Source organism: Natronomonas sp., from assembly GCF_046710025.1.
In the GTDB taxonomy this organism is placed as follows: Archaea; Halobacteriota; Halobacteria; order Halobacteriales; family Haloarculaceae; genus Natronomonas.
The window spans coordinates 1-19,981 of the sequence record NZ_JBKEGK010000022.1 but is presented as its reverse complement, the minus strand read 5'-3'; the positions used below and the strand labels follow the sequence as shown (position 1 = coordinate 19,981).

At 65.2% G+C, this 19,981-nt stretch carries 21 protein-coding genes; 8 read left to right on the top strand and 13 right to left on the bottom strand.

The genetic code is table 11. The features are described 5' to 3' along the window. Both ACI944_RS03010 and ACI944_RS03005 read right to left on the bottom strand, forming a co-directional pair. The coding region (locus ACI944_RS03010; protein WP_411717594.1) for an EamA family transporter at window positions 1–427 on the bottom strand (427 nt) is incomplete at its 3' end. Between the two features lie 58 nt (window positions 428–485). Then, window positions 486–902, bottom strand: coding sequence for a GIY-YIG nuclease family protein (locus tag ACI944_RS03005; protein WP_411717593.1), 417 nt, complete (start codon window positions 900–902; stop codon window positions 486–488). Between the two features lie 185 nt (window positions 903–1,087). On the opposite strand from ACI944_RS03005, the gene ACI944_RS03000 reads away from it, so the two are divergent. Together ACI944_RS03000 and ACI944_RS02995 are read left to right on the top strand one after the other, a co-directional pair. Beyond that, a complete protein-coding gene (locus tag ACI944_RS03000; protein WP_411717592.1) occupies window positions 1,088–1,282 on the top strand; it encodes a methytransferase partner Trm112 in 195 nt (64 codons plus the stop codon). Window positions 1,283–1,326: 44 nt separating this feature from the next. Next, window positions 1,327–1,890: a hypothetical protein gene (locus ACI944_RS02995; protein ID WP_411717591.1), complete on the top strand. Its 564-nt coding sequence runs from the start codon at window positions 1,327–1,329 to the stop codon at window positions 1,888–1,890. A 27-nt stretch (window positions 1,891–1,917) separates the two neighbouring features. On the opposite strand, the gene ACI944_RS02990 is transcribed toward ACI944_RS02995, so the two are convergent. Continuing rightward, on the bottom strand, window positions 1,918–3,018 hold the full coding sequence (locus ACI944_RS02990; RefSeq protein WP_411717590.1) for a DR2241 family protein: 1,101 nt from the start codon (window positions 3,016–3,018) through the stop codon (window positions 1,918–1,920). Continuing rightward, complete coding sequence (locus ACI944_RS02985; protein ID WP_411717589.1) at window positions 3,011–3,913, bottom strand: CbiX/SirB N-terminal domain-containing protein; 903 nt, start codon at window positions 3,911–3,913, stop codon at window positions 3,011–3,013. The genes ACI944_RS02990 and ACI944_RS02985 overlap by 8 nt, the downstream gene beginning before the upstream one ends. A gap of 138 nt (window positions 3,914–4,051) precedes the next feature. On the opposite strand from ACI944_RS02985, the gene ACI944_RS02980 reads away from it, so the two are divergent. Continuing rightward, window positions 4,052–4,537, top strand: a complete 486-nt coding sequence (locus ACI944_RS02980; RefSeq protein ID WP_411717588.1) for a hypothetical protein — start codon at window positions 4,052–4,054, stop codon at window positions 4,535–4,537. 26 nt (window positions 4,538–4,563) lie between these two features. Beyond that, window positions 4,564–6,057, top strand: a complete 1,494-nt coding sequence (gene cysS / locus ACI944_RS02975) for a cysteine--tRNA ligase (RefSeq protein WP_411717587.1) — start codon at window positions 4,564–4,566, stop codon at window positions 6,055–6,057. A gap of 23 nt (window positions 6,058–6,080) precedes the next feature. Here the strand turns inward: cysS and ACI944_RS02970 are convergent, their stop codons facing one another. From ACI944_RS02970 to ACI944_RS02935, 8 genes are all read right to left on the bottom strand, one after another. Next, window positions 6,081–7,304: a tripartite tricarboxylate transporter permease gene (locus ACI944_RS02970; RefSeq protein ID WP_411717586.1), complete on the bottom strand. Its 1,224-nt coding sequence runs from the start codon at window positions 7,302–7,304 to the stop codon at window positions 6,081–6,083. A 137-nt stretch (window positions 7,305–7,441) separates the two neighbouring features. Continuing rightward, a complete protein-coding gene (gene rpl12p, locus ACI944_RS02965; protein WP_411717585.1) occupies window positions 7,442–7,792 on the bottom strand; it encodes a 50S ribosomal protein P1 in 351 nt (116 codons plus the stop codon). 6 nt (window positions 7,793–7,798) lie between these two features. Further along, complete coding sequence (locus tag ACI944_RS02960) at window positions 7,799–8,860, bottom strand: 50S ribosomal protein L10 (protein WP_411717584.1); 1,062 nt, start codon at window positions 8,858–8,860, stop codon at window positions 7,799–7,801. Next, window positions 8,857–9,495 (bottom strand): 50S ribosomal protein L1, encoded by a 639-nt coding sequence (locus ACI944_RS02955; RefSeq protein ID WP_411717583.1) that lies wholly within the window; start codon window positions 9,493–9,495, stop codon window positions 8,857–8,859. Before ACI944_RS02955 ends, ACI944_RS02960 begins: the two co-directional genes overlap by 4 nt. Window positions 9,496–9,679: 184 nt before the next feature. Next, window positions 9,680–10,108 carry a thiol-disulfide oxidoreductase DCC family protein gene (locus ACI944_RS02950; RefSeq protein WP_411717582.1) on the bottom strand — a complete coding sequence of 143 codons (429 nt, stop codon included), beginning with the start codon at window positions 10,106–10,108 and terminating at the stop codon, window positions 9,680–9,682. A gap of 449 nt (window positions 10,109–10,557) precedes the next feature. Further along, a complete protein-coding gene (locus ACI944_RS02945; protein ID WP_411717581.1) occupies window positions 10,558–11,364 on the bottom strand; it encodes an ATPase in 807 nt (268 codons plus the stop codon). Then, a complete protein-coding gene (locus ACI944_RS02940; RefSeq protein WP_411717580.1) occupies window positions 11,361–11,624 on the bottom strand; it encodes a DUF5827 family protein in 264 nt (87 codons plus the stop codon). Before ACI944_RS02940 ends, ACI944_RS02945 begins: the two co-directional genes overlap by 4 nt. Window positions 11,625–11,732: 108 nt before the next feature. Beyond that, the gene (locus ACI944_RS02935) at window positions 11,733–14,747 is read right to left on the bottom strand and encodes an FAD-binding and (Fe-S)-binding domain-containing protein (protein WP_411717595.1); all 3,015 of its coding nucleotides are present in this window, start codon (window positions 14,745–14,747) and stop codon (window positions 11,733–11,735) included. Between the two features lie 212 nt (window positions 14,748–14,959). On the opposite strand from ACI944_RS02935, the gene ACI944_RS02930 reads away from it, so the two are divergent. Together ACI944_RS02930 and ACI944_RS02925 are read left to right on the top strand one after the other, a co-directional pair. Beyond that, window positions 14,960–15,343: a DUF5820 family protein gene (locus tag ACI944_RS02930; RefSeq protein WP_411717579.1), complete on the top strand. Its 384-nt coding sequence runs from the start codon at window positions 14,960–14,962 to the stop codon at window positions 15,341–15,343. A 59-nt stretch (window positions 15,344–15,402) separates the two neighbouring features. Beyond that, complete coding sequence (locus ACI944_RS02925) at window positions 15,403–16,170, top strand: enoyl-CoA hydratase/isomerase family protein (RefSeq protein ID WP_411717578.1); 768 nt, start codon at window positions 15,403–15,405, stop codon at window positions 16,168–16,170. A gap of 267 nt (window positions 16,171–16,437) precedes the next feature. On the opposite strand, the gene ACI944_RS02920 is transcribed toward ACI944_RS02925, so the two are convergent. Then, on the bottom strand, window positions 16,438–18,051 hold the full coding sequence (locus tag ACI944_RS02920; RefSeq protein WP_411717577.1) for a long-chain-fatty-acid--CoA ligase: 1,614 nt from the start codon (window positions 18,049–18,051) through the stop codon (window positions 16,438–16,440). A gap of 120 nt (window positions 18,052–18,171) precedes the next feature. On the opposite strand from ACI944_RS02920, the gene ACI944_RS02915 reads away from it, so the two are divergent. Further along, window positions 18,172–19,380, top strand: a complete 1,209-nt coding sequence (locus ACI944_RS02915; RefSeq protein WP_411717576.1) for a thiolase C-terminal domain-containing protein — start codon at window positions 18,172–18,174, stop codon at window positions 19,378–19,380. Continuing rightward, window positions 19,377–19,814 (top strand): Zn-ribbon domain-containing OB-fold protein, encoded by a 438-nt coding sequence (locus ACI944_RS02910; RefSeq protein ID WP_411717575.1) that lies wholly within the window; start codon window positions 19,377–19,379, stop codon window positions 19,812–19,814. Before ACI944_RS02915 ends, ACI944_RS02910 begins: the two co-directional genes overlap by 4 nt. Window positions 19,815–19,981: the final 167 nt, after the last annotated feature.

The following is a 19,981-nucleotide window of genomic DNA, read 5'->3' as shown; positions in this document are numbered from 1 at the left end:
CAGCGCCGGTTATCAACGCGACTCCGCCGAGGGTGACCACGAGTGCGGCGAGCCGTCGACGCCCGATCGGTTCGCCGAGAAACGCCGCCGCGAGGACGAGCACGAACGCCGGGTAGGTGTACAGGGCAATCCCGGCCATCCCGGCGGTCATAAACTCCAATCCGATGAAGTAGAGGCCGCTCACCGCGGCGTAGCCGACGGAACCGAGCCCTACCGCGACGGCGAGTGCTCGTCCGCGTAGCGGCTGGATCTCACCCTGGAGTCCGAACACCGTCCAGACGAGCACCGTCGCCACGCCGAACCGCCACGAGAGGATCGTCGGGATGGAAAGCCCGGCGTCGCCGGCGACTATTCCCAACACGCCCAGCGTGCCGAACCCGGCGGCGGAACACAACACGAGGGCTGCCCCGAGGCGCGTGTCGTCCATATGCGCCGCACCGCCTGGGCCGACAAACCGGTTCCGGAACTGGGTTGCTCCCGGCCGGTCACGCCCCGTCGGCGTCGCGGTGGGCGCGGCTCGCCGCCGCCCGGAGCCGATCGGCGTCCTCGTCGTAAGCGAGGTGCGAACGACAGTTGCAGTCGGAGGCGCCGAACCCGGCAATCGGGGCGTCGGGAAGGTCGGCCGCGACCGCACACTCGATGTCGACACCCGGCGACCGGACATCTCCGCGGATCGAGGCGTCGTCGTGGCCGAGCAGGTAATCGATGTGCCAGTGGCGAGTCGTCCGGTCCCCGGCCGCGAGTTCGTAGTGGCGATCGACCCGGCCGAACCCGCCCGGTCCGAAGGCGCTGCCGGTGTAGGCGTACGCCCCGGCGGGAAACCGGTGTTCGCCGAGCGCACCGACGGCCATGTTCGCGGGATTATCAAGCCCGATCAAAAGGGTGTACGTTCCGTCGGTCACGCCGAACCGTTGTTCGGCGGCGGTGTAGTAGCTGACGGAGTCGGTTCGGACGACGGGTGATGGGGTCGGTTCGGACGACAGGCGACGGAGTTAGCTTGCATGTCCGGGCCTGTGTCGTCGCCCCCGTCAAGCGCCCCGCGGGAGGACCCGCCATACTTTTGCCCTCAGCCGCCCGACTCAGCGGTATGAAGGAGACGCTCTTGGATATCCTGTGTTGCCCGCTCGACAAAGCTGAACTCGAACTCGAAGTTATCCGCGAGAACGACGACGAAATTCTTGAGGGGCGACTCGTCTGTACGGAGTGCGGCGAGGAATACCCGATCGAAGACGGGATCCCGAACCTCCTGCCGCCGGATATGCGCGAGGAGGCGGCGGCGTAGCGCGACCGGTATATTTTTTAACAGTACCGGGAGTGTGTCACGACGTGACGGATTCGCTCGCCGTCGCGGTCAACCGTGACGGGCTGCACACGCTCGCTGTTCCGACGGAGTTCGAGGCTGGCGGCCCCTTCGCCGTCGAACTCCACAACCACGGCGAAGCCGCCCACGTCTATCTCAATCTGGACGACCGACTCTCGACAGTTGCCCGGATCGGCGCCACGAACCACTACGTCGAAACGGGCGAGAGCCGGCGAATTCAGGTTGAGACCCGCGATCCGTCGGCGTGGCCCAACGACCCTGTCCGCGGCAAGCTCAAAGTTGTTGTCGGCCATGGCCAAGAGACCCAGTACGCGGACGTCACGTTCGACGCCGAGCACGGTCGCAACGAGGTCCAAGTCGCCCCCGACCTCTCGACGCCAGCAAACGAACCGGACCAGGGGCCGCCACCGGTACTCAGGGTGCTCCCGGTGGTGGTGCTCGGGAGTGTAGCCGTGTTGCTTGCCGTCGCCGCGGTGTTCACCGGCGAGGGCGTCAACGCCACGGTCGGCGGCCTCGCGACCGTCGCTGCTGGACTGTGCGCCGTGGCTGCGTACTTTTTATTGCGCTAATGCGGGTCACCGTCGCAACGACGCGACTCACTCGGCGTTTTCGTCCGTCGGCACGCCACACAGCCGCCCCTCGTCGTCGAAACGCTTTGCCCGTAGGAATCGCGCCCGGTAGCGGTTCGCGCCCTCATATATGTCCGCTTCCCGGATGTCCTCGGTCTCGCCGTCCGCGACGGCGTCGATGATCGATTCGATCTGTTCTTTCTCGCTGGGCGTCAACTCGAACTCGTAGGTCTGGGTTCGCTCGCCCTCGAGTTTCGTCCACTTGCGCGCCGCAGTCACAACGAGCGAGCAGGGCTCCCGGCAGGGAAAGGCCCCGTCGCCACCGTCGACCGCCAAGTCGGTCTCGTCGTCGTACTCCCACTCGCGACGCTTCAGACACTGGCTGTCGTCACAGCAGGTCTCGGCCACCCAGTCGACGTGCTCGTGGCCCTCGCCACGGTCCCACGTCTGTATGACGCCGTAGATACCGCTTTGCCGCTCCATTGTCTCGCGCCAGTGGTTTACGTCGAGGTCACCCTGCCGTTCGAGATACCAATTCGCGATCGTCGCCGGGTAGACGTACTCGACGGCTTCGGCGAGCGCGGGGCCGTCGAGGTCGACGAACGCCCACCCGGTCGGCAGGGTCGGCGCGGTCTTCAACGGTCGGTATTGCCCCCGGTCGTCGTGTTTGACTAGTTCCCGTGCGTCGAAGGGATCTGTCAGGACATCGAGTTCCTTCGGGGCGATGTCGCCGTCGGCCTCGTGTCTGACCGTGTAGCGCCGACTCCGATCGTCCCCACGGGCGATGTCGATCCGGAGTTGCCCCCACGAGGCGTCGATCCCGTCCCCGGTGAGCGCCTCGTAGCGCTCCGTGACCGATCGTTCCTCGGCACCCTCAAGCCATCGGAGGAACGCCCGCTCGGTGTCCGCGCGGTCGATGCAGTCCCAGTGATACCAGTTCGAGACGAACCACGGGGCATCGGCGGCGACCGACCGAAGTTCCGGCTCAGAGAGCCCAACGTGAGCGTTTCCCGGTGTTTCGAACCGGAATCCGTCCTGTGTCCGGCCGACAGAGAGGCCGTCGCACTCGATTCCATCCACGGCCGCCGAAACCAACGCGTCGAGTTGCGCGTCGTTCACGTCAGTCACCCGCCTCCGCGCCAGCCTCGGCGTCGGCGTCCGTCCCGGCGTTCCGGGTCTTCCGTCTGACCTCCTCGATCGCGTCGCCGACGTCGGCCCCGGCGTCGGCGGCTCGCTCGATGAGTACATCTGCGGTGAGCGCCTCGGTACCGACCGCCCCGGCGTACCAGACCCGGTGGCCGTCGACCGCCGCGGGCGTCTCCCAGCCGGTCCGGTAGTCATCCGTCAGCCCCATGTCTTCCGGAATATCCTCCTGCGTGTGGTAGCCGTCGGCGACGAATAGCGGGACGACGATGATATCACTCGTCTCAAAAAAGTCGGTGACATCGTCGACCTCGGGGTCCTCGTCCATGAACAGCGCTTTAACCTCCTCGAAGCGATCCATCGCGTCGATCCGGTCGGCGTGGAGTCGGACCGCCTTCGCCGAATTCTCGTTGCGTTCGGTCCCGTGGCCGACGACCGCCAGCGCGAACTCCTCGCCGACCTCGGGGTCGCCGGTGACGCTCTCTGCCCGCCGGACGATGACGTCGCTCATCGCGTCGTGGGTCCCGACGGGGCCACAGTAGTGGACCGTCTTCCTGACATCGGTCGCCTCGAGAGTGGCGTGTGTCGCGCTCGTTCCGTCGGAGTCCCACGCCTCAAGATCCCACCCGTCAAGCCGGAGTTCCCGCGGGATGACCTCCTCGGTAAAGTATCCCTCAGAGATGAAGAGCGGCACGACATATACCTCATCGCTTTCGACTGTCCGAAGCACCTCGCGGAAGGAGGGTTCTTCCTTCCAGAAGCCGGTCTTTATCTCATCGAAGACGCCGGCCTCGCGTATCGTGTCTGCGTGGTCGTACGTCGGGGTGCTCGCGTCGGGATTGAGGTGTGACCCGTGGGCGACGATGACGAGCGCTTGCATGAGAATACGTTGGGCGACGGCGGCCTTAGGGGCTTCGGGATGTCCCACCGAGTGCAACGTCGGACCGCAAGACGCGGCCACGACGGCCCATCGGTACTGACCGACACGGCCTTATTCGAGCCGGGCGAGACACCTCCCATGACCGTCGCCGCAGACGCGCGTGCCGCCGTTCGGGCGCACCCATTCATTCACACCGCGCTCCGAGCGGGCGTCCTCAACTACACCGCCGCCGCCGAGTTCCTCGACGTTGGCGACACCGACGCGGTCGCAGCCGCGCTCCGCCGGTATTCCGAGGACCTGGGAGCGTACGACCCTCCCAGGTGTCGCGCCAGCGTCTCGATGCGCTCGAACGTGGGCCCCACCGACGGCGGGAATGGGATCTTACGGGTCGGCGACAACGCTTTCGCGGTCGGCGACGGCGACTTGACAGCCGTCGTGGCGACGGGCGAGGTTGATACCCGGTCGCTCGGGGCAGTACTCGAACGGCTTCGAACGGCCGAAATCGAGGTGGTTGCAGCCGCCGGAACGGAGGGTCATATCACTGTCGTCGTCGGCCGTCGGGCCGGTCCAGACGCCGTCAGGGCCGTCGAAGATGCGCTTGAGGCCGGGCAAGCGACGCATTAAAACCGCCGCCGAGCGAGGCTCCGCCAATGACGCTCCGTCTGTCGAACACGCTCTCGGGCGAGCGAGAGACGTTCGAACCAGCCGATCCCGACGACGTCCTGTTGTACTACTGCGGGTTGACGGTGTCAGATGAGGCCCACCTCGGTCACGCCCGAAGTTGGGTCCACGTTGACGTGATCCACCGGTGGCTCGAACACCTCGGATACGGCGTCCGCCACGTCGAGAACATCACCGACGTGAACGAGAAGATCGTCGCCCGCGTCGGCGAGCGCGCCGGCGACGGGCCCCTCGGCAAGGACGAATCCGGTGTTGCCCGTGAGTTTATCCGGCAACTGCTCGCCGACATGCGGTCGCTCAATCTCCAACGCGCAGAGGTGTACCCCCGGGTCTCCGAGCATATCTCGGAGATCGTCGACCTCGTCCGGACGCTGATCGAGAAGGGGTATGCGTACGAGTCGAACGGCTCCGTGTACTTCGACGTGGCCGAGTTTCCAGACTACGGGAAACTCTCGAATCAGTCGATCGACGACGTCGAAGCCCAGGGCGCCGAGGACGAACGCTCCGAAAAGCGCAATCCGGCGGACTTTGCGCTGTGGAAAGCCGGCGGTGTCTCCGAGGCCGCGGTCAAGGAGCACCGAAACGAGGACCGTGAGTACGACGCCGACAACCCGACGGGTGAGACATGGGACTCGCCGTGGGGAGAGGGTCGTCCGGGCTGGCACATCGAGTGCTCGGCGATGTCGATGACCCATCTCGACGACTCCATCGACATCCACATCGGCGGGCGCGATCTCGTCTTCCCACACCACGAGAACGAGATCGCACAGAGCGAGGCGGCGACCGGCAAGCAGTTCGCCCGCTACTGGCTCCACGCCGACCTCTTCGAGATGGGCGACGAGAAGATGTCCTCCAGCCTCGGCAATTTTATCCCCGTCTCGGAAGCCGTCGAGCGATTCGGCGTCAACCCCCTCAGGATGTTCTTCGCGTCAGCGTCGTACAATTCGACGCAGACCTACAGCGAGGCGGCGATCGACGAGGCGATCGAGCGCTGGGAGCGTCTTGAAGCGGCCTACGACCGGGTCGTTTCGGCCGCCGACAGCCCCGATGCCCGGACAAAGGTCGAATCGCCGCTCCGTGAGTCGGTTGAGGACGCGCGGTCGTCGTTCACTGACGCGATGAACGACGATTTCAACACCCGGGAGGCGCTGGCCGCGCTCCTCGAACTCGCCGGGGCGGCGAACCGCCACCTCGACGGCGCTGACAGGTATGACTACCGAGGGCTCAGACGGACGGCCGAGACGTTCGAGGCGTTCGGCGAGGGCGTTCTCGGGTTCGATTTCGGCGGCGACACTGACGGCGAAGCAACGCTCGCCGGCGAGCTGGTCGAGTTGGTTCTCAAACTCCGCGAGAGCGAGCGCGAGGCCGGCAACTACGGGCGGGCCGACGAACTCCGCAACGATCTCGAGGCTCTCGGCGTCGAGGTGCAAGACACCGACAACGGCCCCGAGTACCGGCTGTAGGCGCGTTTCGGCGTCGTTCGCTCTCACCCGAGGATAATCGGGCCGATGAGCACCCCCATCAGGTTCGCGCGGCGGGCGCGGAACCGAGCCGGAACGAGACCGACGACGGTCGCTGCTACGTACGCGCCGACGCCGAGGACGCCGGCGAACAGGAACGAAAGCGCGCCGAGCCCACAGAGCACTCCGACCGAGAGCCGCGCCGGATTCATGCGGCCGACGACAGCGAGATACCGGTCGCCGATCAGGAGGACACAGAGCACCCCGGCGCTCGCGCCCACCGCGACGGCGACGAGCAGGTGCGGCATCGAGAGCGGCACCGATGCCGACTCCAGAGCGACGAGGACGCCAGTGCGCGGCGACCCGAGGGCAACGAGCGCGAACAGGGCAAAGATGCTATTCGCCGTGTTCACACCAGAGGTGGCGACGACGAACCCCCGCGCGCCATAGCGCCCTGGGACGGCCAAAAGCGCCAGCGTCGCCGCGACAGCGCTCGATACCGCCGGCACGTAGCCGACGACCGCACCGGCAAGCGTGCCGATCCCCGACAGTCCAAAGACACTCCGTTTTGACGCCGCGATTTCGGGGCCGTCCTGTGGCGGGACGCCGTCGCCGTCGATGGCGTCGATCAACACGGGCGCTCCGAACAGCCCGGCGAACAGTGGCGCGAGCATCCCGCCGGCGGCCAGCGGCGCTTCCGGGGAGAGATCCAACGTACCGAGCCCTAACAGTGCGCTCAGCCCGAAAGAAACGGCGGCGACAAGTTTCGATCCCAGCCCCCGTTCGGTCAAGATTAGCGTCGCCGCGACCCCGCCGAGGACGAGCGCGAGGTTCGCCCGGAGAATGGGCCACAACCGGACCATCGCCCGGGTGATCGGGATCGCGAGCGGGGCGGCGAGAACGACAGCCGTGGCGCTACCGAGCGCCGAGAGCCGCAATGCCTCTTCTCCGCGCCCCGCCAGCACGAGCCGATGCCCGGGCAGGGCCGCGACCGCCGTCGCCGGATCGGGAACGCCAAGGGCGAGCGTCGGAACAATCTCGAGAAAGGTGTGGACGACGCCCGCCGCGACCATCGCCATCCCGACGTACAGCGGCGGCCCCGGAACCGAAGGGGCGACTCCGGCGAGCAGCAGTGCCATGTTGTTAGCGTGTAACCCCGGCACGAGGCCGCTCACCGCGCCGAGGCCGACACCGCCGCTGACGAAACAGAATGCGAGGACCGTCGCCCGCGGCGCGAGTATCACCTCCATCGAGCAACGTTGCCCCCGTCATCGTACATAAATACCCGGTTGCGCCGGCACTCCACCGCCGCTCCGTCGCTTGTCGCACCGCTGAGCCAGGTTATAAATGAGAAGGTTCGAACCGCTCGAGGGGGTCGGAGAGCCGATTAACCGAACAGCTCGCCGAGACCTTCGCCGCCGTCGTCGTCTTCGTCGTCGCCTTCCTCCTCGGTGTCGGCTTCCTCGGCCTCGTCGGGCTCAGCTTCTTCGGCGTCGGCTTCCTCGGCCTCGTCGGCCTCTTCGGTCGACCCGCCAGCCGCGCTGCCGCCGGCCGCGGGCACCGCAGCGGCCGTCTCGATGGCCTCGTCGACGTCGACGTCCTCCAGCGCGGCGACGAGCGCCTTGACGCGGGACTCCTCGACGTCGACACCGGCGGCTTCGAGCACGCCGGTCAGGTTGTCTTCGTTGATCTCTTCGTCGGTTTCGTGCAGAATGAGTGCTGCGTAAACGTATTCCATTGGTAGTCACCCGAACATGTCGCCGAGCGCGTCGCCGCCGTCGTCGGCGTCGTCCTCGGCACCGTCTTCGTCTTCGTCGCTCGATTCGTCGGTTGCGGCCTCGTCGGCCTCGTCTTCAGCTTCGTCTTCATCCGCTGTCTCGGCGTCAGCTGCCGGCGTAGCGGGGGCAGTCTCGACACCGCGGAGTTCCTTGGGAAGCGCCTCGTCGTCGTCGATAGCGCCGGCGAGCGCCCGAACCTGGGCGTCGGCTTTCGAGACGAGATCGTCAGCAAGGTCGGGGCTCTCGACGGCCGCCGACAGCCCGACGGACTTCGCCTCGCCGGCCGCCTTCGCGAGCATCGACGGCGCCGTCTGGGCCGTCGGGTACTCGGCGTTGAGCGAGAGGTTCCGCGCGGCGCTGGAGGCAGCTTTGAGGTCCGTGACGTACTCTTCGATGTCAATATCGAGTTCCTCGGGCGAGAACAGCACGCCCTCGGAGAACACGCCACGGAGGTCGAGGCCGACCTCCTTTGGTTCGATTCCGAGCTCGGTGAGCACGTTCGCGAGGTCGGCCGACACTTCCTCGTCGGCCGAGAGTACAGTCGAGTCTTCGACAACCTTGATCGACCCGCCGTCGATCCGGGCGTTGGCTCCGACTGTCTGGAGTTCGCCGACGAACGGTCCGGGGTCGACACCGGTGTCGCCCTCCGGAATGACGATGTCGTTGGGGGCGACCTCCCCGGCGTTGATGGGCGCGGGCGTCTTCGAGGCCTCAAGCTGCTGGTAGAGCCCGAAGGGGTTGTCGTTCGTGCCGATCAGGCCTACCTGTCCCTCGACGTGTTCCGCGAGGTCCTCGATGCCGTCGCCGACATCGTCGAGCGCGCGCTCGATCAGGGTATTCCGCGAGACGCGCAGCGCCGCGGTGCCGTGGAGTTCACGGCGCATGTCTTGGAGCTGCTTGCTTGGAATGCCGGTAATGTCGACGACGCCGATCGAACTGTAGCTCTTGAGGAACTCGACGATCGCGTCGGTCTCCTCGCGTTTCCACTTCGGGATCGTCTCAGTCTTGCGTTCGGCCTCGGCGCTCATGCGGGCACCTCCACCGCCGGTCCCATTGTCGTCTTCACGTACACCGTATCGATGTTCTGGGGACCCTTCTCGAGGTCCGTGAACAGTCGGCGCAGAATGACGTCGATGTTGTCGGCGATCGCGTCGGCGTCCATGTCCTCGGCGCCGACGCGCGTGTGGAACGTACGTCGTTCGCCGGAGCGGACCTGAACGGTGTTTTTCATTCGGCTGATGGTCTCGACGACGTCGTCATCGGGTTGCAGGGGCGTCGGCATCTTTCCCCGAGGACCGAGAACGGTCCCGAGATACCGGCCGATGTCCTGCATCAGGCTGGCTTCCGCGATGAAGAAGTCCGTCTCGTCGGCAAGGTCTTTCGCCGCGTTGTCGTCGTCTCCGAGGTCCTCGAGATCGTCGTTGTCGAGCACCTCGTCCGCAACGTCCTCAGCACGAAGGGCGGTCTCACCCTCCGCGAAGACGACAATACGCGTGTCCTGGCCCGTACCCGATGGTAGGACGATGCTCTCGTCCACCCGGTTATTGGGGTCGGCTAGGTCTAAATCGCGCAGGTTGACAGCGATGTCCACCGTCTCCCGGAAATTCCGGTCGGGTGAGTCGCTGAGTGCGCGGGATACTGCGTCCTGTATCGAATCTGCCATCGTTCACCTCCGTAGTCGCAGCCTCGTGGGCTACTACGGCGTGAAACAGGCTACGCCTGTCTCACGTTGAGCGAGGCGGATGAGCCACTTAAGCGCGTCGAACCGGATCTAGGTGTGTCTGGTTGTCACATCCCGCTTGAGCCGGGGGTTCGGGTGGTCTGTGGGTGGTGCGGGCCGGAACGGCTCAGCCGAGAAACCGATCACGGAGGTTGCCGTCAACGAGGTCGCTATCGGGGACGAGACACGCATCCCGCGTTCCGAACCAGTCGTAGCGGTTTCGCGCGAGCCACCGGTAAGCGCGATCCCGGACCCGTTCCGGGACAAGGGCGGCGATCGAACCGAGCGCCCAGGGGAACCCCAACAGCCACGCCAACCGGACGACGGCGTCCGACTTCGTGTAGGCCGTCTCGCCCTCAACGACGACCATGCTCTGATCGTAGTCCTGGGGAAGCCCACAGTGCTCCAGCAGGTCCGTCCCGGAGTCGGACTGGAGCGTCCCGAAACGGAGCCGATCGCGGTGGTCCATCCGGAGCAGCCACGGGAGCGACCCGACACACAAATTGCAGACGCCGTCGAAGAGAACGACCGGATCGGCCTCGGTCTCAACGTTCACGACAGTACCTAAGGGGTGTGCCGTCGAGTATCTGTCGCCGAACGATGCATCCGGAGGCGTCGCACGGCGGACAAGTATGGCGTCAAACGACGAACGAGGGCGGCCGCAAGGAACGAAAAGGGCGTCATACAGAACCATCCAGGAACCCGATACCGGCATGGTTAACGGGTTTCTCGATTGATCTACTGACGAGAGTGAGTGACTGGACAATGCCAACGATATGACACCGTTGTTGCCAGCTATCTATCGGGTCGGTCGTTGTACCGTCCATAGGTTCCCGTCCGTATGTCGCAGACGTTGGAACCCACTTACTTAACTGTGAGATTGTAGAATAGTAATACCGCTTGACTATTCAGGGAGTATATAAAACCAGGCGTTGGGTCGTCTGGGTATTCGACATCTAGTATAAAAGCTAATGCCGAGGAGACGGACCGCCCACCGGATCGATCTCACACCGCCTCAAAAAGTGCGTCGTAGGCATCGGCGTAAGCGTCGGCGACGACCGCGAGATCCTCGCGCTCGGCACTCGATAGCGCCGGCAGCGTGACCGAATCGGCCGGATCGAGAAGGTCGATGACGCTTTCGACGCGCTCTTCGAGGCGGCCCTCGTGGGCACTGCCGCTGGCGACCTCACAGGCCTTCGCGTACCGACCGCCCTCGTAGACGCGACAGCGCCGGGGTTCGACGACGGCGACCGCGTCGGGGACGAACGACGAGAGCGGGCGGGCGATGTCGGCGTAGGATTCCACGATCGCCCCCTTGCGGCGCGCAATATCGTCCGCAAGTGACTCTAGTGCCGGCGCGTGGGATCGGGCCATCAACTCGTTGAGCGCCTCCAGCGACTCGGCGTGATGGGCGCGGTCGAGCGGAAACGCCCGCTTCGCTGCCGGCGGGATGTCGACTTCGCCGTTGACGACATAGGCGTCAGCGTCGAGCGTAACGCGGTCGAACAGAAAGCGCCGCCCGTCGCGGCCCAGGATACCCTTGCCTCGCCCCGGCGTCGGCAGCCATAGCCGGTGGATGGGGTTGATGTCCTCAGGCCGCGTTGACCCCTCGTTTGCGGCGGCGATCTTTTTTGCGTCCTTCCCATAGAGCCGTCCCTCCTCGACCGCCCGCCGGTAGTCGTCTTGATCGTACCAGTAACCGTTCCCGGCGCGGGGCTTGTAGCCGCGGGTTCCGGTTCGCTCGATCAGACCGGTCGTGAACGTCGTCTTCCCGGCGTCGACTTCGGCGCTCCCGGCGACCAGCAGTTTCATCGGAGGCCGTAGTACCCCGGTTCGTCGTCGGTGTCCGGTTCGGCGAAGACAAACGCCTCGCTGTGGTCGAGCATCCACGGGATGGCCCAATCGAGGAGGACGTCCTCGGTCTCGACATCGAGTTCGGCTCCAGGATCGACACCCTGCAGCAGGCGGGCGACCTCGTAGACGGTGTAAAGGGCATCTTCCTCGAGAACCTCTTCGGGTTCCCGGAACTCGAACTCGCGGAGGTCGTCAAAGTCGTCGCGTGGTCTCGGCATGGCTGTCGGTAGGCGTCGACCGATTTAAAAGCGTGATGCCTCGCCGCGGTCGAGACAGGATTGAACCGACGCTCCATCTGATACAGAGACGGGGGGCCGTCTGCGTCCTCAGGCCAGCGCTTCGTGGAGCTTCTCGACGGGGTGAGCGGGGCGTTCGCCCTCGAAGTCGTCGTCTGCGAGCTGGGAACGACAGGAGGCGCCGGGGGCGACGACCTCGCCGCCGGGGCTCTCCTCCACCTTTTCGTGGAGGATATCGCCGATCGCCTTCGAGAGTTCGTAGTGCTCCTCCTCGTAGCCGAACGAGCCAGCCATCCCACAGCACGACGAGTCGAGCGCGTCAACGTCGTAGCCGGCCGACGACAGCGCGGCGGCGGCGTGGTGGTCGCGGTTGAGCGCCTTCTGGTTGCAGTGACCGTGGTAGGTCACGTACTCCGCAGGCGCGTCAAAGTCCATCTCGCCGGTGATCTGGTAGGTGTTGAGGTACTCACAAATGCCGTACGCGGCAACGGCGAGTTCCTCCACGCGGTCGTCTGAGAGGAGGTCGACGTACTCGTCTTGGAACATCACGGCGTCGGAGGGCTCGACGAACAGCACAGACCAGCCGTCCTCGACGTACGGCATCAGCGCGTCGAGGTTCGCCTGTGCACGCGCTTCGGCCTCGTCAAGCAGCCCCATCGAGAAAGCCGCCCGGCCGCTGGCGGCGACTTCGTCCTTGTCCGCGACTCGGACGTGGATGTTGGCCGCCTCGAGCAGTTCGACAGCCGCCTTGCCGGGTTCGGGGTAGTTGTAGTTCGTGTAGGTGTCCGGGAACAGGACGACGGTGTCGTCGGCCTCCGCTAGCGGAACCTGGGAGCCGCGCTCGTCGAACCACCCGACGAGTGTCTCATTCGAGAACTTCGGGAGATCGCGTTCGGGGGCGATCCCGAGCACCTTCTCAGCGATCACGTCCGAGCCGGGGAGCTTCTGTGCCCAGTTCGAGACCGGCGCGAACGCGCTTCCGAGAGCGTTGACGGTGTCGACGTTGCCGAAGAGCTTCGAGCGGAGGCTCGTTCCCTTCTCTTGGTGGTAGTCGTGTTTAACCTCGGCTTTCAGCTTCGCGAAGTCGACGCCGGTCGGACAGTCGGACTTGCAACCCTTGCAACCGACACAGAGGTCGAGTACCTCCTCCTGGAAGCGATCGGAGTAGATCTCGTCCTCGGGGAGTTCGCCACTGATGGCCGCCCGAAGGGAGTTCGCACGCCCGCGAGTGGCTTGGACCTCCTCGCGGGAGGCGCGGAATGTCGGACACATCGTGTTCTCGTCGGTCTGTCGGCAGGTCCCACAGCCGTTACACAGTTCGACGAGGTGCGAGAAGCCGCCCTCGTCTGAGAAGTCTAGTTTCGTCTGCGGCTCGAGCGACTGGTAGCTCGAGCCGTACCGGAGGTTCTCCCGCATGTCAGCACCGACACCGCGGTTGCCTGCCGGGCCGACGTCCTCGGAGTCTTCGCGGTAGACGACGTTGCCGGGGTGCATGAACCACTCGGGGTCGAAGGCGGTCTTGATCTCTTTGAACGCGCTCCAGAGGTCATCGCCGTACATCTTCGGGTTGAACTCGGTTCGGGCCATCCCGTCACCGTGTTCGCCCGAGAAGGAACCGTGGTGTTTCAACACCAGATCGGTCACGTCGTCGGTGATCGAGTGCATCTTCTCGATGCCGACCTCGTCCTTGAGGTTCAGGATCGGCCGGATGTGCAACGTTCCGCTGCCGGCGTGAGCAAAGTACGCGGCGGAGGTGTCGTGATCCTCCAGGACCTCCTCGAACTCCACGACGTACTCGGCGAGTTCCTCCGGCGGCACCGTCGCGTCCTCGATGAACGGATACGGCTTGGGATCGCCCTCAAGACTCATCAAAAGCGGGATCGCCGCCTTTCGGAGCGACCAGATGTCCTTTTGAGCCTTCTCAGTGTAGGCCTCGATGGCGTCAAAGGCGTCGCCCTCGTCGACAAAGTACGCGTTGGTATCGCCGATGGCGGCCTCGAAGTCGCTGACGACCTCCGAGTCGTACTCGAGCATGAGCGCCGCGGCCGTCCCCTCGGGGATCGGCTCGACGTACTCGCTGTAGCCGTCCGACTCGGCGGCCAGCCGGAACACCTCGTCGTCCATCAACTCGACGGCGCTGACGTCGAACTCCAAGGCCTCCGGGACGGCCTCCATCGCGTCGACGAGCGAGTCGAAGCAATAAAGCACCAACGCGGTCTCCTCGGGCATCGTCACGAGGCCGATCGTGGCTTCGACGATGACGCCGAGGGTCCCCTCGCTGCCGACGTAGAGTTTCGAGAGGTTGATCACCGTCTCCCCGTCGTCGTTCTCGTAGATGACGCGGTCGAGGTTGTAGCCGCTGACGCGGCGCTTGAGATCGGGGTACTTCTCCTCGATCACCGCCTCGTTGTCCTCGACGAGCGCGCGGACGGTCTCGTAGATCTCGGCCTCGCGGTCGTCCTTCGAGACGATTTCGTCGTACTCCTCGCTGTCGAGGACGACCTCGCGGGCGTGCAGCAGCGAGCCGTCGGAAAGAACGGCCTTTATTTCCTCGGTGTAGGCGTCGGTGATCCCGTACCGAACCGAGTGCGCGCCGGTCGAGTTGTTCCCGATGCCGCCACCGACCGTCGATCGGTTCGACGAGGCTGGATCGGGCGCGAACTTTAGGCCGTCCTCGGCGAGTTGGTCGTCGAGGTCGTCTTGGACAATCCCCGGCTGGATGCGGGCACGCTTGGAGTCGGTGTCGACCTGGAGTAGGCCGTCCATGTGCCGGGACATGTCGAGGACGACACAGCCCGGACCGACAGTCTGGCCGGCGAGCGACGAACCGGCCCCGCGCGGGAGGACCGGCGTCTCGTGCTCGACCGCGATCCGGACGGCTTCGCGGACGTCGGCGACATCTTTCGGGTAGACGACGCCAGCCGGCCGAGCTTGGTAGACACTCCCGTCAGTCGCGTACAGTACCTGTGCGTACTCGTCGAAACGAACGGCGCCCGAGACAGCCGCCTCAAGATCGGACGCCAGGTCGACGTACTCGGAGACGGTATCACGCGGCTCGCGTTCGAGCGCCGACGGGTCGCCCGGCGGGTCTGCCGGCCGGACCATCGGTTCCTGATTGTCTGCACCCATACCGACGATGCTATCCTTAACAGTATAAAGACTGTTGCTTTTGTTGGTTTTGACCGGTGTGTCACAGTATTGTTTGGTACAGTCTCCACCGCCCGGCGGCGCGTTCGGAGGGGTGATCCAGCTCTCAGGGAGCCGCCGTGCTTGGTGCGCATCGGGACTGTAATACGCGTCTGGACCCAACACAACGTATGCTCGATGCGGCTGCGCTCGGTGCAGGATGGACGATCTGGAACGCCGAGGCGGGCCGGGCCGTGGCGGCGTACCGTCCCGATATCTTCGATGGCTCGGCGTTCCCCGCTCCGTGTCTGCCGACGGTGTATCTCACCCGCGGCCGCCGGAACCGACGCCCCGAAGGGAACCGCCATCTTCCACCTGACGCGCCTTGGGTGGTCACGCTCCGTCTGGAACCGGACGTTGAACGCGACCCCGAGACGTACGAGTCGAAAGCGGCGGCGGTCAAGGCGACCGAACAGCTGACGGACCGGTTTTCGACAGGCGAAATCGACTACCGGTCGATGTATCAGGTGCCTCGGGACCCGTACTTAAATAGACTCGACGAATTAACCGGGTGACGACGGAAGCACGAGGCGACGTCAGTAGCTTTATTCGGTCTCCGGAGAAACCCAGGTTCATGACATGGGACACTGTCGAGTTAGAGTGGAGCGGTGACGTCGCCACGGTGACCGTCGATCGACCCGACGCCCTCAACGCGTTGAACGTCGAAACGCTCGAAGCGCTCGGCGAGGCCGTTGAAGAGGCCAGAGCCGAAAACGCACGCGTGCTCGTCGTCCGCGGTGCCGGCGACGACGCGTTCATCGCCGGAGCGGACATCGCGTACATGAAGGACCTCTCGACCGCCGAGGCCCAAGCGTGGGGCGAACTGGGCCACGATGTCGCCGACGCCATCGAGCGGTTTCCCGCACCCACGGTCGCCATCGTCGACGGCTACGCCTTCGGCGGCGGCTGCGAGATGGCGATGGCGTGTGATCTTCGGGTCGCCAGCGAGTCGGCGCTCATCGGCAACACCGAGATCGATCTCGGCATCATCCCCGGTTGGGGCGGTACCCAGCGCCTGCCGCGGTTGGTCGGCGAGGAGACCGCAAAGCGGATGATCTACCTCGGCCAGCGCCTCGATGCCGAGACTGCCGAGGAAGAGGGCCTGTTCGGCGAGGTTGTCCCCGACGACGAGATTGACGACCGGGCCGCCGAACTCGCGGCCGAACTGGAGTCCAAGCCCGCCTTCGCGCTCCAAGCGGCCAAGGATGCCATCGCGCAGGGATACAGCGATATCAGCGGCCTCGACTACGAGAAGCGGACCTTCGGCTCGCTGTTCGGGACGCCCGACCAACGCGAAGGGATGGCGGCGTTCGTCGAGGACCGCAAACCGGACTTCGAGTAGTCGGTACGGCCACGGCAGCCCGTTCATACCTCTAAGCGGTCTACGTCGAATACCGTACTAATATCGAGGGCGGTCGGATCCGTCGCGAGCGGCCCTTCTCAGACGTTTTGCCCCACTTTCCAGATATATCTATAACTGGGCCGTGTCACTACGTACGCATTCGTTTATCCCCGCGGTAGGGCGAGTCGAACAGCCTGCTGGATTTGCCGTATTATTGATATATCTCTCGTGGGTCTGCCCGGTGCTATCGAACGCCTGCGTTCGCCGTTATCCTTGCCCGACCATCGAGTCCTCGTCCTCCCACTCGCGCTCGCGGAGTTCGTACTTTTGCACCTTTCCGGTCGCCGTCGTCGGTAGGTCTTCGACGAACTCCACGCGTCGGACCATCTTGTAGCTCGCCAGGTTCTCGCGGGTGAACTCGGTCAATTCGTCCTCGCTCACGCCGGGGTCGTCGGGGTCGCCGCTGGCCGGGACGACGAACGCCTTCGGCGTCTCGCCCCACTCGTCGCTGGGAGCGGGAATGATCGCCACGTCGGAGACATCAGGGTGTTCGAACAGCGTATCCTCAAGTTCGATCGAGGAGATGTTCTCACCGCCGGAGATGATGATATCTTTCTTGCGGTCTTGGATCTGAATCATCCCGTTCTCGTCGACGGTCGCGAGATCGCCCATGTGGTAGTAGCCCTCGAGGCGGTCGTTGAACGCCTCTTCCGTCGCGTCGGGCTTGCCGAGGTACCGGTCCATCACTTGGTTGCCGCGGACGACGATCTCGCCGATCGACTGGCTGTCCTCGGGGACGTCGTTACCGTCTTCATCGACGACGCGGACCTCGGTGCCGAGGTAGCCGAGCCCCTGGGTCTTCTTGACCGCGAAGCGATCCGAGGAGTCGTCGTCGAAGTACCGTCGCGCGTCCGAGGAAGTGATGAGCGGGCCGGTCTCGGTCGCCCCGTAGACGTGTTTGAGGTACCAGCCGAACTCGTCCTCGACGGTCCGGATGGTCGCCTCCGGCGGCGCGCTGCCCGCCGTCGCGACGCGGACATCGGCGTCCCCGCTCGTCGGGATGTCGTGGTCCTCGTAGTAATCGAGCAGCATGTTGAGGACCGTCGGGGCGGCACAGAGGTACGAAATGTCCTCTTCGTTGATCGTCTCGAAGATCCACTCGGCGTCGATTCCGCGGCTACAGACCTGCTTCGCACCCATCCCGGTAACCGCGTAAATATGTCCCCACCCGTTGACGTGGAACATCGGCAACGTCCACAGGTAGGTATCGTCGTCGGTGATCTCTTGATGGAGCGCAATGAGATACGCGTGAAGCGCCTCCGTCCGGTGGGTTCGCATGACGCCCTTCGGGTCGCCGGTCGTCCCTGATGTGTAGTTGATCGTGATGACGTCGTCTTCGTCCATCTCGGGTGCGTCGTAGGTGGGCTCAACCCCCTCGATGATCGTGTCGAAGTCCTCCCACTCGCCGTCGGTCACGTCAGCGTCATTCGAGACGAACACCTCGGTCGGTACGTCGTCACGGACTGCTTCGACCTTCTCGGCCAACTCGTGGTCGGCGATCACGGCCCGCACATCGGCGTCGTTCAGGATATACTCGAGGTCCTCTGGCAACAGCCGATAGTTCAGCGGCGTATGGATCGCACCTAACTGCATGATCCCGTAGGCCGCCTCGAGTTGGTAGTGAGTGTTCGGGTCGAGGACGGCGACGGAGTCGCCCTTCTCGATGCCCCGTGCCTGAAGCGCTGCCGAGAGTCGGTCGGCCCGGTCGCCCAACTCCTCGTATGTGAACCGTTCCCCCGTCGTCGCAACGACGGCCTCGTGGGACCCGTAATCGCGTCTGGCCCGATCGAGGAACTGCGTCGTCAGTAGCGGTTTGTGCATACAAGCGTCTCGTTGAGGTCCCTATTAATAATTTATGTAGGTACGTCCCGGTGGACGGGAGATGGCGACGCCCCAGCAATAAAAAGAACTATTTCGACCCGATCGGTATCGCGTTATACTATGCCACAGCCAGTGATCGCGACCGTCGGGGCCTCTCCCATCGGCCGGACCGACCTCCCCGGGCGGGATCTCTTTTCTGTCGCGCTCGCGGAGGCCTTCGAAGGATTGCCCGATCCCGTTGACCTCGTCGGAGCCGTCTACGTTGGAAACCAATCCGAGACCTACGAGCACCAGATCATGCAGGGCACGCTCATGGCTGAGTGGGCGGGTGTCGGGATGGTCCCCGCCGAACGCGTCGAGGGGTGTGCGGCCGCGGGGGCGCTTGCGCTTCGGCACGCGGTCAAGGACGTCCGGAACGGCGAGCACGACGGCGTCCTCGCCTGCGGCGTCGAAAAGATGACGGCGGGCGGTACCGGTGGGGCGACCGACGCGCTCTCGGCGGCCTTCGACCGGGCGATCGAGCAGCGCTCGGGGGTGACGGCCCCGAGCCAGTACGCGCTGTTGGCGAGCCGATATCTTCACGAGACCGAGGCGACGGAGGCCGATCTCGCGGAGATCGCCGTTAAAAACCACACGAACGCCGCCGCGAACCCGCGGGCGCAGTTCTCCGAGGCGATCGACGCCGAGACAGTCCTCGACTCGCCGACCGTCGCCCCGCCGCTGAAACTCTATGATTGCGCGCCCGTCGGCGACGGCGCCGCGGCGGTCCTCGTGACGACCGCCGAGATCGCCGCCGACCTCGGCGTACCGGCGGTCTCGGTCGACGGGGTCGGCGCGGCCGCGAACAACGTCGCCGTCGCCGAGCGGGACATGACCCATATCGAGGGGGCAGCCGCGGCCGCTGAAACCGCCTACGCAGAGGCCGGCCTCGCCCCCGAAGATATCGATATCGCGGAGGTCCACGACGCCTTCACCGTCTGCGAGGCGCTGCTGTCGGAAGCCGTCGGGTTCGCCCCCGAGGGTCTGGGTTACCAGAGCCACCTGTCACCCGAGGCGCGCGACGACGGCTGGACTGACGTTGAACTCTCCACGAGCGGCGGCCTCAAGGCGCGGGGGCATCCGATCGGCGCGACTGGACTCCTTCAGGCGATCGAGGCCTATGAGCAGTTGACCGGGGCGGCCGGCGGTCGGGCACTCGACGGGGCGGAGCACGCGCTGTTGCTCAACGAGGGCGGCGTCGCGGACGCTGTCACCGTCGTGCACATCCTCTCGGCGGGTGCTGAACCCGATTCGGGTGTCGCAACGGGAACGAAGGAGGTGACGCGATGAGCGACGACCGTCTCACCGCTGACAGCCCGCTGACGCTACCGGGCTTTTTCGACGCGCTGGCCGATGGTGAGTTCCTCGGGGGCGTCTGTGCCGACTGCGGGCAGGTGTTGCTCCCGCCCCGGCCAGCGTGTTACGCCTGTGGAAGCCGCTCGATCGAGGTCGAGGCGCAGCCCCGAACCGGCGAAGTATACGCCTGTACGGCGGTTCACACGCCTCCGCCCGCACTCCAGAGCGACGCCCCGTACACCATCGCCGTGGTCGAACTCGACTCCGGCGGTCGGCTCACGGGTCGCGTCGACGCGCAATTCGACGATATCAGCATCGGAGATCGCGTCGAGATGCGCGTTCGAGAGCCGACGCCCGGGGAGCGCTCGCTCGCGCTCGGACACGAGCTCGAGTGGCCGGTGCATATCTTCGATCCACTGGACGGTTGACGACCGCCCCGATCCGACCGAACCACTTCGATTCCGGATTGATCGGGCCCCGTCATGCGCCGTCGGGCGACGGCCTTAACACGCCGCCAGCGAAAGTATAGTTATGTCGAAGGTCACGCTCATCGGCGAGCGCCTCGCCGAGGTAGGCGCCGAGTTCGTCTATGGGG